This is a genomic window from Roseibium sp. (assembly GCF_048260565.1).
Lineage (GTDB): Bacteria > Pseudomonadota > Alphaproteobacteria > Rhizobiales > Stappiaceae > Roseibium.
The window spans coordinates 203,086-218,288 of record NZ_JBLXGP010000009.1 but is presented as its reverse complement, the minus strand read 5'-3'; the positions used below and the strand labels follow the sequence as shown (position 1 = coordinate 218,288).

Here is a 15,203-nt window from a genome sequence, read left to right as displayed (position 1 = left end):
TCGGGGCCGGGCTTCTTCAACATCAAAACAGTGAATCAAAAACCCCCGGCTAACGCCAGGGGTTTGTCAGCAGTCTGGACAGCCATTAGAGAGGCTGCCCTTTGTTTTTCTGCTTCCGGGAGGTGTCAGCCGGCCTTTTCGACCGGATCGAATTTGTGCCCGTAGTCGACGGCGACTTCGTAGTCCGGGTCTTCCAGGATCGAGACCTCGACCAGGCTGCCGGCCTTTTCGAGAAGCTTCTGGCAGTCCGGCGACAGGTGGCGCAGGTGCAGGCGTTTGCCCGCAGCCTCGTATTTGGAGGCGAGCGCGTCGATCACTTCCAGGCCGGAGTGGTCAACCACCCGGCTGTCGATGAAGTCGATGACGACATCGTCCGGATCGTTGTTGATGTCGAAGATATCCTGAAAGCCGGTGGTGGAGCCGAAGAACAGCGGTCCGGAGAGGCGATAGACCTTCCAGCCTTCCTTGCTGACGCCGATGCGGGCACTGATCCGGCTGGCGGCATTCCAGGCATAGGCGAGGGCAGAGACGATCACCCCGACCACGACAGCCATGGCAAGGTCGGTCAGAACCGTGACGACCGTGACCAGAACGATCACCAGGGCATCGATCATCGGGATCCGGTGCATGATCTTCAGACTTGTCCACGCGAAGGTGCCGATGACGACCATGAACATGACGCCGACCAGGGAGGCGACCGGGATCTGCTCGATCAGCCGCGAGGCGAACAGGATGAAGGACAGCAGGAACAGTGCTGCCGCGATGCCGGCGATGCGCGTGCGCGCGCCGGATTTCACGTTGATCATCGACTGGCCGATCATGGCGCAGCCGCCCATGCCGCCGAAGAAGCCGGTGACGATGTTGGCCGCGCCCTGGGCCAGGCATTCCCTGGAGGCGCCGCCCTTGGTGTTGGTCAGGTCGGCCACCAGGTTCAGTGTCAGAAGGGATTCGATCAGGCCGACGGCAGCCATGACCACCGCATAGGGCAGGATGATCATGAAGGTGTCCCAGTTGAGCGGCACCATCGGGATGTGGAAATCCGGCAATCCGCCGGCGATGGAGGCGAGATCGCCGACTGAGCGGGTGTCGAGGTCGAGGCCGATCACGAGTGCCGAAACGGCGAGAATGCCGGCAAGCGGAGCCGGGAAGGCCCGCGTGACCTTCGGCAGCAGCCAGATCACCACCATTGTCAGCGCCACCAGTCCGAGCATCAGGTAAAGGTCGGTCCCGCCCATCCAGGTGAAGCCACCGGAGCCGTCCGGCACCTTGAACTGGCCGAGCTGGGCCAGGAAAATGACGATGGCGAGCCCGTTGACGAAGCCGAGCATCACCGGGTGGGGCACCATGCGCATGAACTTGCCCCATCTCAGAAGCCCGACGACGATCTGGATGATCCCCATCAGCACCACGGTGGCGAACAGATATTCCACGCCGTGTTGGGCGACGAGAGAGACCATGACCACGGCAAGCGCGCCGGTTGCGCCTGAAATCATGCCCGGCCGGCCGCCGGCAACGCTGGTGATCAGGCCAACCAGGAAAGCGGCGTAAAGACCGACCAGAGGATTGACCCCGGCGACAAAGGCAAAGGCGACCGCTTCCGGCACCAGCGCAAGGGCCACGGTCAGGCCGGCCAGCAGCTCGGTCTTGATGCGGTTCGGCGTCAGGTTGGTTGAAACAGGCGCGATGGCCTCGGCACGTGCGGTCAAGGGGCACTCCAGCTCGTTGTCGTTTTTCGATCACGCGCCGGGTGTCTTGGGAGAAAGGCGCCTCGGATCAGATGGATTCTTGCGTGTTACTACAGATTTTATTGCGCTGCAGCAAGGGCGCCGGACGCGAAGCGGCCATGTGCCGCGCGCATGGTAGCGGCAGGTGAGCTGCAAAGTGTCGATCAATCTGGCCGATCACGCGCGCCGGCCACGTCCTAAGGACAGTCGCTATCCCGCACATAGCGGGCCTTGACCCATCCATGGGATACCCGGTCGCCGTTGTAGTGAGTGACCGGGCACCAGCGGCTCGGCCACGGTCTTGACGGCGGTTGGCAAGGCGCGTCGAGGTGAATGATCCCGTGGTGGCCTGGTACAAGGACATCGACAATGCGCGATGACGCCGATGCGCGCGAGCGCATGTTGAGTGCGTCATTTGCCGCGACATTGACCACGACCAGACAACCCGGGCCGCTTGTGGCTGCGGCGGGACGAGGCAGGAAAACGAGTGTTGCGAGCGCGCTTGTGGCGATTGCCGCTGACAGGAAACCGTTCTTTCGCATGTCATCCCCCTCCTTCCGGCCCCTTTTGCCGTCGATGGGGAACCGGGTAGCAGAACGTGTCGGGAGATCAGTCTACTTCGAGCGAAGCGGCTTGCAAACTGCGCTTGACGCTGGGTGAAGAGGCAGAGGATCACCGGCCGGTCGCGGTGTGCGCGAAACCGGCCGGGGAAGATGTTTTACGCCTTTGTTGCTTCGTGCCCTGGAGCCGGGGAGGTGAAACGCAGCAGCAGGTAACCCAGAACCGCGCTGGCGATCGAACCGGCCAGCACGCCGAGCCGCAGCTGGGCCATAAGGTCCCTGTTGTCGAACGCGAGCGAGCCGATGAACAGGCTCATGGTGAAGCCGATGCCGCACAAGAGGGCCACGCCATAAATCTGCATCCAGTTCGAGTCGCGGGGCATGGGTGCCAGACGTAATTGGACGGTGAGCCAGATCATGGCGAAGATCCCGATCTGCTTACCCGCGAAAAGGCCAAGTGTAATGCCGAGACTGACCGGTTCCGTAAAGCTGTCGAAGCCCATGCCGGCGAATGAAACGCCTGCGTTGGCAAAGGCAAACAGGGGCAGGATGCCGAACGCGACCCAGCGGTGCAGGCCGTGCTCCAACTCCTCAAGGAGGGTGTGATGAGCCCCTTCCGCTTTGGCAAGCGGGATAGCGAAGGCCGTGATCACGCCGGCAAGCGTGGCGTGCACCCCAGACTTGAGCACGATTGTCCACAATACGACGCCGAGTACGACATAAGGTGCGGTTTTCGTCACCCCCATACGGTTGAGGATGAAGAGAAGGACGATCGGGATGATCGCCAGCGCAAGCACCGTGAGCGACAGCTTGCTGGTGTAGAAGAAGGCGATGATGAGAATGGCGCCAAGATCGTCGAAGATGGCGATCGCCAAAAGCAGGATCTTGAGGCTGCCGGGAATCCGGTTTCCCAGCAGCGACAGCACCGCCAGCGCAAAGGCAATGTCGGTTGCCGCCGGGATCGCCCAGCCGCTCATGCTTTCCGGAGAGTCGAGATTGATCAGGGCGTAAATTCCGGACGGGACCAGGACACCGCCGATTGCGGCGATACCGGGAAGCGCCACTTGCGCAGGCGAGGCCAGTTCGCCGATGCGGAATTCCCGTTTGATTTCCAGCCCTACGAGGAAAAAGAAAATGGCCATAAGGCCATCGTTGATCCACAGCAGGAACGGTTTCGCGATTTCAAGCTCACCGAACTTGACGGCAACCGGTATCTCGAGAAACGCGGTATAGGTACCGACCAATCCGGAATTGGCGAGTACCATGGCAAGGACCGTAGCGGCAACCAGCATCAGCCCGCCTGTCGCTTCCATCTTGAGGAAGTCATTGATTGCTTCGGTCAATTGCCGGCGTTTTTGCCGGATCGCCTGGATCATGTGCCTGTTTCCAAATCCTGTCTGTTTTAAGTCAGACTGAAAGTATGGCAGCAATTCCGAAATTCAAACGTTGAAATGCACTCTTTCGTCGAAAGATGACAGCCTCGGAAGAGGCAGCTGCAAAAACCGCCTTGAGCACGGGCCCCACCGGGAGAAGCCGCAGCATCATCCCAATGGCCGCGATCAGCGGTTGCCGGTCCAGTTTGCGGCGAAGCGCACGCGGCAGCGCGGCATTGCGAAGGATGAACAGGGAAGGCGAGAACCAGCTTCGGGGCGTTGGAACGAAACGGGCGTTCGCGCCTCCGGTTCGCTTTCCCGAACCCGCCGGCGCGAACTGCGTCCGCGAAACCGGCCGGGGGAGCTGTCGGGGCGTTACGCCCCGGCTGCCTGTCGGGATGTGTATCTCAGCAGGAGGTAGCCCAAAGTGGCACTTAAGATCGAGCCGGTCAGGACGCCAAGGCGCAACTGGGCGACATATTCCTGTGTTTCGAAGGCGAGCGTCCCGATGAACAGGCTCATGGTGAAGCCGATACCGCACAAGAGGGCCACGCCGTAAACCTGCCCCCAGTTCGCCCCGCGGGGCATTGGGGCGAGACCGATGGTGATTGTAATCCACAACGTCAGGAAAATACCGATCTGCTTGCCTGCAAATAGGCCGAGGGAAATACCGAGCGCGACCGGTTCCGAAAAACTTTCAAGCCCGATCCCGGCAAAGGAAACGCCGGCATTCGCGAAGGCGAACAGGGGCAGGATACCAAAGGCGACCCAGCGGTGCAGGCCGTGTTCCAGTTCCTCAAGCACCGTATGGTGTGCGCCTTCGGCCTTCGTCAGCGGGATCGCGAAGGCCGTCACCACGCCGGCAATGGTCGCATGAACGCCCGATTTCAGATCGATCACCCAGAGGATGAGGCCGAGAACCACATAGGGAGCGGTTTTTTTGACGCCCGCCCGATTGAGCAGGAAAAGGCCGATGATCGGAAAGATGGAAAGCGCCAGGATCTTGACGGAGAGACCACTGGTATAGAAAACCGCGATGATGACGATTGCGCCGAGGTCGTCGAAGATCGCGATTGCCAGCAGCAGGACCTTGAGGCTGGTGGGAACCCGGGGACCCAGCAGCGAAATCACGGCAACCGCAAACGCAATGTCGGTGGCCGCCGGAATTGCCCAGCCGTTCAGGCCGCCCGGATTGGACAGGTTGAACAGAACATAAATCAGAGCAGGTGCCATCATGCCGCCGATGGCGGCGATGCCGGGAAGCGCGACCTGGGCCGGCGAGGCCAATTCGCCGATGCGGAATTCCCGTTTGATTTCCAGACCCACAAGGAAGAAGAAGATGGCCATCAGGCCGTCATTGATCCATAGAAGGAGCGGCTTTGCGATCTTCAGCTCGCCGAACTGGATGGCGACCGGAATGTCCAGGAACGCCTTGTATGCATCCTGATAGGATGTATTCGCCATCACCATCGCAAGAATAGTTGCCACCACCAGAAACAGGCCGCCTGTGGCTTCCATCTTGAGAAAGTCACCGATCGTTTCGGACAGTTGGCGCCGCTTTTCGCGGATAACTTGGATCATGTGCATGTTTCCAAATCGTGGCTGTTTGTCTTGGATCCGTCGTAGATATGGTAGATCTTCGGAGGATTTACATGGGACAGCGACATCTTTGTTGGAGCGTTGATAACGTTGGTAACCCACGGCGGTAAATAAGTCGTTGCGAGAACGCTCCGGCTGGCCGTATTCCTGCCGCCGGTCTTCCAGATCCTATCCATCCGGCTCAGTTCGATAGCGGTATTCCCCTGTCGGCCGATCGTCCGGTACTCAGGCAAGTGTCTGCAGATCCGCATCGATGCTGATCGCCTGACCTGAGATCGTCCTGCCCCGCTTTGACGCCAGGAACAGCATCATGTCGGCGAGCTGGCCGGGATCGATCATCTCCTTGATCGAGGCATGAGCGAGAAAGTCCGTTTCCGCTTGGCTGTAGGTCTTGCCGAGCGCATCCGCCTTGGCGGCGATCACCCGCGTCAGGCGATCACCTTCCACCAGCCCGGGCAGGATGGTGTTGCAGCGGATGCCGAAGGGGCCGAGTTCGCGCGCGATCGTCTTGGTGAAACCGACGATGCCCCATTTCGCGGCCGAATAGGCGCTTCGAAACTGGAAGCCGAATTTTCCCGCTGCCGACGACAGGTTGATGATCGAAGGATTGTCGGACGCTTTCAAAGGCTCGACGGCAAGCCGCGTGCAGTTGAACTGGCTGGTCAGGGTAACGGCGATGCACCGGTCCCAGTCCGCCGGATCCATTTTTTCCACCGGCGCGGTCGCGCCCGAAATGCCCGCATTGTTGATCAGGCAGTCGAGACCGTCGAAGGTTTCCAGCACCGTGTCGAACAGCGCCTGCACCTGCGCCCGGTCGGCGACGTCGCACAGGCTGGCGCCGATATCCGGATTGTCCGTCCTAAATGCGGACAGCGCCGCTTCGTCGATGTCGCAGATATGCACCCGCGCGCCTTCGGTGGCAAAAGCCCGCGCCGTATGCAGGCCGATCCCCGACGCTCCCGCGGTGACGAGCACCCGCAATCCTTCAAGTCCAAGATCCATTCCCGTTCCTCCCGGTGCAACCTGAATTGTCTTATTTGCTCAAGTCCTAACCGGAGTCGCTCAGCCGGTCGAGCCTCAGCCGGTGGCGGGGATCGGTCAGGCGCCAGGCGCTGGCGAGCACGGCGATCAGGACGCCCATGCCGGTCGCGCCGCCAATCAGGAACATGATCAGAAGCTGGTACTTTACCGCTTCCTGCGGGTCGGCGCCGGACAGGATCTGTCCGGTCATCATACCGGGCAGGGAAACCACGCCGATGGCCGCCATCGCGTTGATGATCGGCGTGAACCCGCTGCGCAAGGCGCGACGGAGCGGCGGCAGGAGCGCGGTCAGGCTGGTCTCGCCGAGGAGAAGCTGGGCCTCGATGGCGCGGCGTTCCCGGTCGACCAGCGAATGCAGGGAATCGAGGCCGAGGCTGACGCCGGTCATGGTGTTGCCGAGGATCATCCCGAACAGGGGAAGCGCGTATTGCGGCGACCACCAGGGCGCGGGCTGGATCTGGGTTGTGAGCGCGAATACGGTGACGAGGGTCCCTGAGAAGGTCATGGCCGCCGCGCCCAGACCGTAACCCCAGAACCCCGTGTGATGGCGTTCCTGCCGGGCGCGGATTTCACGGCCTGCAAACCCGATCATGAAGGTGGCAACAAGGGCCGTCAGCCAGGGGGAGGCCGCCGCGAACACCACCTTGAGAACGAGGCCCACCAGGAGCAACTGCAGGATCATCCGCACGGCGGCGATCAGCAGTTGCCGTTCCAGACCCAGACGAAGCGCCAAAGAAAGCCCTGCGTTGACGAGGATGAACACGGAAGCCAGGACCAGATCCCAGGGCGACAGAACGATGTAGCCCGTCATGCCGCAGCCTCCGGAACTTCCGACAATCGTCCGTCTTCCATCAGGAAATGCCGCCCGCCCAGACGCCGGGCCTGTGCCTGGTCATGGGTGACGAGCAGGATTGTGACCCCCTGGTCCTGCTGCCGGCGCACGATGTCTTCCACCCGTTCGGTGGCCCGGTCGTCGAGCGCGGATGTCGGCTCGTCGAGCAGAAGCACCTGCGGCTTGTTATGAAGCGCCCTTGCCAGGGCGAGACGCTGCTTTTCGCCGGTGGACAGCCGGTTGACCTTCCAGTCGAGCGACTCCGGCAATCCGACAGCATCAAGAAGCGCGGCCGTCTCGGCGCCGAGTTTGAAGTGATCGGACACGTTGTCGGTCCACCATCCGCTTTCCGCAGGGATCATTGCGACGAGGCGGCGCCACTGAGGGGCGGGCATCCCGTTCCGCGACTGCCGATCCAGCCGGACGTCACCCTCGTTCGGGTCGAGATCGGCGATGGCCCGCAAAAGCAGCGACTTTCCGGCACCCGAAGCGCCGCGCAGGGAAACGCATTCGCCGGACGCAATCGAAAGAGAGACCGGCCCCACGAAGGGCGTCTTGAGATCGGCGATTTCAAACATGGCGGCGGCTGGTGTTTGAGACTGACGATCCTACGCTATCGGGTTTGTCCGGAAAGTACACCGTCCAGAATGCCAAAAAGGCCGGCCGCAGGCTGCGCCGGCCTTTTCGGTCATTTGGCATCCAGTCGGATCCGGAGAGGTGTTACTGCCCGGCGGGTTTCGACTGCTGACCGGTGTTCTGGCCACCGATACTTGCGCCGAGAAGGGCAGCCGCGCCGGCTAGCCCGGCACCGTCGCCACCGACGATGGTATTCGGCACCAGCTTGCCGACCAGTCCGACGAGCTCGGGCTTGCGTTCCAGCGAGGCAAGCAGCTTTTCAAGCGCCTGAAGCAGGGCGACCCGGTCCTGGCCGAGCACGTCGACCTGGGCGCGCTGGCCGCGGGCGAGCTCCTCCAGGTACTGGCGTTCGGCGCGGCCGAGGGCGGCGCGTTCCTGTTCGCGCTGGTTGGCGACCTGCACCGCGATCTGGGCTTCCACCAGACGCGGCTGTTCATCGGCGGTGGAGCGGGCCTGCTCGGTCTCGATGCGTTTTTGCTGGGCGTCCGTCTCCCGCTCATAGGCGATCGACAGCTGGTCGGCGAGCTGGACGCGCAGGCGCGACACCAGGAGTTCCGGCGGGATCGCCGGTTCGCCCAGTCGGATCTCGCGGATGTCGACGCCGGCCTTGTTGCCTTCCACCTTGATCTGCGCCTCGATGGTCTGCTCCAGCGCGTCCCGGTTTTCAATCAGGTCCAGCACCCGGGTCGGGCGGACGGTGTAGGTGGCCGGCGAGGCCACAGCGCCGTTGGCATCCTTGTCCTGCACCCGGATCGAGGCGCCGGCCACGTTGCGTACGATGGACCGGATCGCGGGCGTCAGGATGCGGTTCTCGATCTCTTCCAGTCCGCCGACCGAGCCGACCACGACCGGGGCATTGGTCGGATCGACCTGGACCAGGGCACGCAACTCCAGCGGGATGTCCCAGCCTTCGACCTTGACGAACACCGCCTTGTCGGCGGCATCGTTCGGGACCGGTTCGTTCACGGAGCGTTCGGTCTGCTTGATATCGCCTTCCTGGTCGACCGAGAGGTCGATGATCCGCTTGGTATAGCCGCCCTTGTATTCCCAGGTCTGGACGCGGGTGTCGACAAGGGTGACCTCATAGGCCTGGCGGTTCAGATAATAGGCGCCGGGAAAGAGCGGGTCCTTCCAGATCCCGACGCAGCCGCGCGGAACCAGCGGCACGGACAGCGCTTCGCGGGAGACTTGCGAGGCGGAGACTTCCTCCTCCACGCAGTTGATGCCCGGCTGGCTGACGTTGGACTTGACCACGCCCACATGACCGGCCGGAATGACCGTGGCATTGGTGTTTTCGTCGAGCCGGACATCGAACAGATAGCGGTTCAGGCGATACTGTCCCGGCTTCAGCACCGTTTCCTGCGGGCCGCGCAGCCCGCCTTTGGTCAAAAAGACGTCGGCTTTCAGCATGTCGCCCATGTCCTCGTCCGGGATGGCGGGTGCCATGAACATGCCCGACGGCATGGCCTGGCCGTCCAGTGTGGTCAGCTGGCCGTAGTAGCCCTCGGGAATCGTGACCACGTCGAATTCCTCGAAATCGTAGAGGACGCGCACCAGCGGGATGAAATGAAAACCGGGGCCGAGGATTTCCGCCTGCGGACCCTTTTCGCCGTTGAGCGCGATGATCCGTCCCGGGGGCAACTCCTTGAAGGCGTAGATCCGCTTCAGATGGCCGACCTGGTTGGCATCCACGAAGATGAAGGAGGTCGAGGCCAGCATGAACAGGCCGATGCCCAGGGCGATGATCCCGCCGAGCGGACCGTAAAGGAGCCGGCCCATCCTGGACGTCGGCGTCGAAGGGCCCGGGCGGCGGACAATCATGATGATGCCTGCGACGACGGCAATTATGCCAATCAGGACTTCGAGCATGGGGGTTCTCCGAATCGTCTGTCTGAGGCCAGTTGGAGTTTACGCAACGAAAGCAGCCTTCCAAAACAGAATTGTGTCTGAGGCAAAAGGAATGGGGAGGAACACGTGCAAAGACCTCCGGACGGTCCGGAGGTCTTTTGCAGTCAGGAGATCAGGTCTCGACCGGATCAGTAACGGCAGACTTTGCGGTAGCCGACGACAACGTAATGACCGTAGTAAGGATCCCAGCGGCGCACGGCCTTGTTGAAGCAGCGATACGGACGCGGGGCCGGCCGATATCCATAGCCGTAAGCGGGGCCATATCCGGAGTTGTACTGCGATCCGATGATGGCGCCGGTTGCCAGGCCGATGACAGCGCCGGCGGCGAAGGCGCCCTTGCGGCCGTTCTTTGCATCTGCGGTCTGGGTCGTGACGGTCATTGCGGATGTGGCGATGACGGCGACGGCCATGGTGGTCACTGCGATTTTCTTGAACATTGTCTTTCCCTCTGCTTTCCGGCGGGACAGATCATTCCGCCGCCGATGAGGAAAAGCTACACGCAATTGCCCTTGCGTAATGTGATGGCGGTCACGCTTGGAGCTTTTGAGGAATATTGCGCGCCGGAGGGCTTTTCAGACGCGCAAACAGGCTTTTTGTGGAGTCAGGCAGCAAGACGTGCGGCGTCTTCAAGACCGGCGATATCGATCTTCTTCATGGTCATGAGCGCATCGAAGACCCGTTGTGCGGTCTGTGGCCCGCTTGAGCGGATGAGCCTTGGCAGGGCCTTGGGAACGATCTGCCAGTGAACGCCGAACCTGTCCTTTAACCAGCCACACTGACCTTCCTCGCCGCCGTCTGCGATCAGCGCGTGCCAGAGCCGGTCGGTCTCTTCCTGAGTGTCCGTCAGGACCGAGATCGAGGCGAGATGGGAGGAGACCGGGTTCGGGTTGCCGTTCATGGTCATGTAGGCTGTGCCCGCCAGGGAGAACTCGACCACCAGCGCAGGGCCGTTCGGATCCGGCCGGACGATCGAGTCGATCCTGCTGTCGGGCAGGAGAGACACATAGAAGCGGGCGGCTTCTTCGGCCTGTTCGGGCAGGAAAAAGCAGGGTCTGGTCTTTGCGGAGAAATCCGGTTTGCCGGTGCCCGGAGCGTTATCCGCAGCTACCGTGCGCGCCAGTTCGTCCAACTGCGCCGAGGCGGCGGTCCAGCCGGGCTCGAACCCCATTTCCAGATGCTTCTTCTTGTCGTCCTCGGTCTTGTGTCTTGCGCCCCAGATCATCCGGGTATGGCCGTCTTCCGTTTCCGAAAGGATGACATAGCCGGTCATGAAGGGGTTCGGCGCTGGGACAAATCCTTCCCGATAGGCGTCGGTGAACGCGAGCCGTTCGTCGGGCACGATTTCCAGCCAGATCCCCGGCATATCGACCCGCTCGCCTTCGGGACCTTGCATGACGACATTCATGCGCCCCCCCGGTTTCAGGTCGAAATCGGCTTCGGCAACTTTCCAAGGCTTCGGACAGAACCACTGCTTAAGCAGGTCCGGTTCGCTCCAGCAGCGCCAGACCGCGCTGCGCGGCGCCTCGATGATGCGTTCGATTTCCAGGTTCAGGTCGGTATTCCGGAACTGTACTTTTTTATCCATGGTTCTTCCTCCCTTTCGACAAGTGACTAGGCGGACAGATTGAAGAGAAGCCGGACGTACCGGATCAGGTGGTCGATGCTGTCGATGGCCTGTTGCGGTTCGTTGCGCGCTTTTGCGACGATGAAGCCGCCCTGGATGACGGCCTGGGTATGCAGCGCCAGGCTTTCCGAGCTGCAGGGCAGGGTGATCCCGTGACGCTCCGCCGCCTCGGCAATATCGGCGACCAGCGTATCCGCATGTCCGCAGATGCTGTCGGCACAGGCGTCCCGGATCGTCGGGCTGGTGTCGTAGACTTCCTGTGTCATGGTGCCGACAAGGCAGGTGAACTCGGGAACGGCGCCGGCGATCAGCGCCTTGCGGAAGTCCAGATAGCCGAGAAACCGGTCGAGCGGGTCTTCATGGTCGTGATAGGGGGCGCCTTTAAAAAGGGCGCCGGTGGTCTCGGACCAGTAGTCGGCGGCCGTGACGGCCAGATCGTCCTTGGTCTTGAAATGATGAAAGAAGGCGCCCTTGGTCACGCCGGCGGCGCGGCACAGGTCGTCGACACTGGTCGCCGAGTACCCTTTGGCTCGGATGACGCTGAGCGCGGCTTCCAGGAGTTTGGTTCGGGCGTCGGCTTTTCTCTTGTTTTTGGGTTCGTGGGAACTTGTCATATTTAAACATACCAACCGGTTGGTATGTGAGTCAAGTAGCTGCCTTTGCAGCCGGTATCTGAGATTATCTGACCTCACGGAAGACCTGCAGCATCCGGCCGCCATTTCCCTGCGCCAGCCTTGAAAAAGAAAGCCCGTGCAAACACTTCTCGACGCGCCTGGAAGCTGGCGCTAAAAGCCGATAAGCAAAAAAGATTTCGGGTGGTCCAGGGAGGGCCCTCATGAAAGCGACGAATCCCGTTTTTACCGGTCTGGAAACGACCATCTTCGAAACCATGTCGCGGCTCGCCATGACGCATAAGGCGGTCAACCTGGGCCAGGGCTTTCCGGACCTGGACGGTCCGCTCGATATCCGCCAGGCCGCGGCCGATGCGTTGATCTCCGGCCCGAACCAGTATCCGCCGATGCTGGGCCTGCCCGAATTGCGCCAGGCGGTGGCCGCTGCCAACAAGCGCTTTTACGGTCTCGATATCGACTGGCAGAGCCAGGTGATCGTCACCTCCGGCGCCACGGAAGCGCTCGCCGACTGTCTGGTGGCGCTGATCGAGCCCGGCGACGAGGTGATCCTGATCGAGCCGCTTTATGACTGCTATCTGCCTTTGGTGAAGCGGGCCGGCGGCATTCCGGTGCGCTTGCGTGTTACCCCGCCTGAGTGGGCGCTCGATCTGGATGCGCTGGAGCGTGCCTTTAGCGATCAGACCAAGGCGGTCCTGATCAACAACCCGATGAACCCGACCGCCAAGGTCTTTTCCGATGCCGAGCTGCAGGCGATCGCCGACCTGTGCGTCCGCCACGACGTTTTTGCCATTTGCGACGAGGTCTATGAGCATCTGCTGTTCGACGGCATCACCCATCGGCCGCTGATGACCTTCGACGGCATGGCGGACCGGTGCGTGCGCATCGGCTCTGCAGGCAAGACCTTCTCGCTCACCGGCTGGAAGGTCGGTTACATCACCGGCGCGCAGGCGCTGATCGACCCGATCGCCAAGGCGCATCAGTATGTGACCTTCACCACCCCGCCGAACCTGCAGAAGGCGGTCGCCTACGGTCTGGCCAAGGACGAGAGCTACTATGACGGCCTGTCGGCCGAGCTTCAGGCCAAACGCGATCTCATGGCGGCAGGCCTGAAAAGGCTCGGTTTCGGCGTGCTGCCCTGTGCGGCCACTTATTTCCTGACCTGCGACATTTCCGGTCTTGGTCTCGGTGACAACGACATCGAGGTCTGCCAGAAGATGGTGGAGGAGGCCGGGGTTGCCGTTGTGCCGGTTTCCGCCTTCTATGGCGACGAAGCGCCGGGCAATTTCATCCGCTTCTGCTTCTGCAAGCAGGACAGTGTGATCAACGAGGCAATTGAGCGCCTGTCCGCCTGGATGGCGCCCGCGGCGGCCGGCGCGGTTGGCAACTAGGAGTTCTTGAATGACCAATCCCGTCACCGTCGAAGTCACGCGCGGATCGCTGGTCGAAAGCTTTCATCGGGGTGCCGTCGCGGTGGCTGACACAACGGGACGGATCGTCTGTGCCGTCGGCGACACGCGTGAGCGGGTGTTTCCGCGCTCCGCCATCAAGGCGTTTCAGGCCTTGCCGCTGGTGGAATCGGGTGCTGCCGACGCGCTCGACTTCGACGATGCGGAGCTGGCCCTTGCCTGCGCCTCCCATTCCGGCGAGGCGGTGCATGTCAATGCCGCGCGGGTGATGCTGATCAAGGCGGGGCTTTCGGAAGACGACCTGGAATGCGGCTCCCACTGGCCCCGGCGCATGGAGGATATCGCCGAGCTGATCCGCGCCGACGAAACCCCGTGCCCCTTACACAACAACTGTTCGGGAAAACATGCCGGCTTTCTGGGACTGGCAAAGGTCATGGGTGTGCCGACGCGGGGCTATGTGCTGCCCGATCATCCGGTGCAGCAGGAAATCAAGGCGGTGCTGGAACAGCTGACCGGCGACACGCTGACCCCGGATATCTGCGGCACCGACGGCTGTTCGATCCCGACCTATGCCACGCCGCTGGAGAGCTTTGCCCGCGCCTTTGCCTGTTTCGGCACCGGCGAGGGACTGGACACGAACCGCGCGAAGGCGGCGGAACGGATCTACGAGGCCTGTGTCAACGAGCCGTTCATGGTGGCCGGAACCGACCGGTTTTGCACCGACGTGATGGCCGCCTTCAACGGCCGGGTCTTCGTCAAGACCGGGGCGGAAGGCGTGTTCTGCGGCGCCGTCCCCGAGCTGGGTTTTGGCATCGCCCTCAAATGCGACGACGGCGCCACGCGTGCCTCGGAAGTCATGATGGCGGCCGTTCTCGAAGCCATGCTCGAGATGAACGAGGACGAAGTCAAAACACTCGACCGGCTGGTCAATCCGCCGGTCCTGACCCGCCGCGAGGTTCAGGCCGGAGAAATCCGCCCGGCCAAGGATTTCCTGGCAAGTCTGAAATCCGCGCTGTCCTGAGTTCCCTTTCCTGCACACACAAAGGTTTCGAGATGTCCTGCCGCGAAGGCCTGTCCTGGCGTTTCACCCATGCCATCACCCGCACACCCGCCGACAGCGTGGCGAAGGGGTTGCGTGCGGTCGATACGGGAGATCCGAGCGGCGCGGCGTTTCGGGCCGAACATGCGGCCTATGTCCAGGCGCTTGAAACGGCCGGCCTGAGCGTGGATGTCCTGCCGCCGCTTGAGGCCTATCCGGACAGTTGTTTCGTCGAGGATCCCGCCTTCTGCCTGCCCGACGGCGCGATCCTGCTCCGGCCAGGCGCAGAAAGCCGGAAAGGGGAGCCGGGGGAAATCCGCGCAGCACTCGAAAGCCGCTTCGACCGGGTTGTCGAGATCCCCGGCAACGGTCACGTGGATGGCGGCGATGTGCTGATGCTCGACGACGAGATCCTCATCGGCCTGTCCGCCCGGACCGACCGGGAGGGCGCCGACGCCTTTGCCGGTTTGCTCGGGGCCTGGGGCTACACCGCCCGTGTTGCCGAAACGCCCGAGGGCGTTCTTCATTTCAAGACGGCCTGTTCCACTCTTGGGGAAGGCGTGATCCTGGCGACGAAGGTGATGATCGACAGTGGTTTTTTCGGCGGTCGCAAAACGATTGCCGTACCTGATGGCGAAGACTATGCGGCCAATGTCATCCGCGTGAACGACGTGGTTCTCGTCCCCGAAGGCTACCCGAAAACGCTGGCCGCTATCGAAGCTGGCGGCTTCAGGACGGTGATCGTGCCGACCCACGAGGCGCGCAAGGTCGATGGCGGCCTGTCCTGTCTGTCGCTGCGGTTCTCAAAGAGCTAGGCCGTTTCACCTGG

The 15,203-nt window shown here is 62.1% G+C and carries 14 protein-coding genes; 3 read left to right on the top strand and 11 right to left on the bottom strand.

Annotated features, from left to right (window positions below; genetic code table 11):
- Positions 1-125 precede the first annotated feature (125 nt).
- The 11 genes from ACN0SO_RS18855 to ACN0SO_RS18805 form a co-directional block, all read right to left on the bottom strand.
- A complete protein-coding gene (locus tag ACN0SO_RS18855; RefSeq protein ID WP_417680271.1) occupies positions 126-1,706 on the bottom strand; it encodes a SulP family inorganic anion transporter in 1,581 nt (526 codons plus the stop codon).
- Positions 1,707-1,921: 215 nt separating this feature from the next.
- The gene (locus ACN0SO_RS18850; protein WP_417680270.1) at positions 1,922-2,266 is read right to left on the bottom strand and encodes a hypothetical protein; all 345 of its coding nucleotides are present in this window, start codon (positions 2,264-2,266) and stop codon (positions 1,922-1,924) included.
- Positions 2,267-2,442: 176 nt separating this feature from the next.
- Positions 2,443-3,660, bottom strand: coding sequence for a Na+/H+ antiporter NhaA (gene nhaA, locus ACN0SO_RS18845; protein ID WP_417680269.1), 1,218 nt, complete (start codon positions 3,658-3,660; stop codon positions 2,443-2,445).
- Between the two features lie 372 nt (positions 3,661-4,032).
- Positions 4,033-5,238: a Na+/H+ antiporter NhaA gene (gene nhaA, locus ACN0SO_RS18840; RefSeq protein WP_417680268.1), complete on the bottom strand. Its 1,206-nt coding sequence runs from the start codon at positions 5,236-5,238 to the stop codon at positions 4,033-4,035.
- A 243-nt stretch (positions 5,239-5,481) separates the two neighbouring features.
- Positions 5,482-6,258 (bottom strand): SDR family oxidoreductase, encoded by a 777-nt coding sequence (locus ACN0SO_RS18835; RefSeq protein WP_417680267.1) that lies wholly within the window; start codon positions 6,256-6,258, stop codon positions 5,482-5,484.
- Between the two features lie 46 nt (positions 6,259-6,304).
- Positions 6,305-7,108 (bottom strand): ABC transporter permease, encoded by an 804-nt coding sequence (locus tag ACN0SO_RS18830; protein WP_417680266.1) that lies wholly within the window; start codon positions 7,106-7,108, stop codon positions 6,305-6,307.
- Positions 7,105-7,707, bottom strand: a complete 603-nt coding sequence (locus tag ACN0SO_RS18825; protein WP_417680265.1) for an ABC transporter ATP-binding protein — start codon at positions 7,705-7,707, stop codon at positions 7,105-7,107. Before ACN0SO_RS18825 ends, ACN0SO_RS18830 begins: the two co-directional genes overlap by 4 nt.
- 142 nt (positions 7,708-7,849) lie before the next feature.
- Positions 7,850-9,634 (bottom strand): hypothetical protein, encoded by a 1,785-nt coding sequence (locus ACN0SO_RS18820; RefSeq protein ID WP_417680264.1) that lies wholly within the window; start codon positions 9,632-9,634, stop codon positions 7,850-7,852.
- A gap of 167 nt (positions 9,635-9,801) precedes the next feature.
- Positions 9,802-10,110: a tyrosyl-tRNA synthetase gene (locus ACN0SO_RS18815; RefSeq protein WP_417680263.1), complete on the bottom strand. Its 309-nt coding sequence runs from the start codon at positions 10,108-10,110 to the stop codon at positions 9,802-9,804.
- A 164-nt stretch (positions 10,111-10,274) separates the two neighbouring features.
- Positions 10,275-11,258, bottom strand: coding sequence for a VOC family protein (locus ACN0SO_RS18810; RefSeq protein ID WP_417680262.1), 984 nt, complete (start codon positions 11,256-11,258; stop codon positions 10,275-10,277).
- Positions 11,259-11,284: 26 nt separating this feature from the next.
- The gene (locus tag ACN0SO_RS18805) at positions 11,285-11,911 is read right to left on the bottom strand and encodes a TetR/AcrR family transcriptional regulator (protein WP_417680261.1); all 627 of its coding nucleotides are present in this window, start codon (positions 11,909-11,911) and stop codon (positions 11,285-11,287) included.
- Positions 11,912-12,132: 221 nt separating this feature from the next.
- Between ACN0SO_RS18805 and ACN0SO_RS18800 the strand changes: the two genes are divergently transcribed.
- From ACN0SO_RS18800 to ACN0SO_RS18790, 3 genes are read left to right on the top strand one after another with little or no spacing between them, the layout of a single operon-like run.
- Positions 12,133-13,317, top strand: coding sequence for an aminotransferase (locus ACN0SO_RS18800; RefSeq protein ID WP_417680260.1), 1,185 nt, complete (start codon positions 12,133-12,135; stop codon positions 13,315-13,317).
- A gap of 10 nt (positions 13,318-13,327) precedes the next feature.
- Entirely contained in the window at positions 13,328-14,356 is a 1,029-nt protein-coding gene (locus ACN0SO_RS18795; protein WP_417680259.1) for an asparaginase, read from the top strand.
- A gap of 32 nt (positions 14,357-14,388) precedes the next feature.
- On the top strand, positions 14,389-15,189 hold the full coding sequence (locus ACN0SO_RS18790) for a dimethylarginine dimethylaminohydrolase family protein (RefSeq protein WP_417680258.1): 801 nt from the start codon (positions 14,389-14,391) through the stop codon (positions 15,187-15,189).
- The last annotated feature ends 14 nt before the right edge of the window (positions 15,190-15,203 follow it).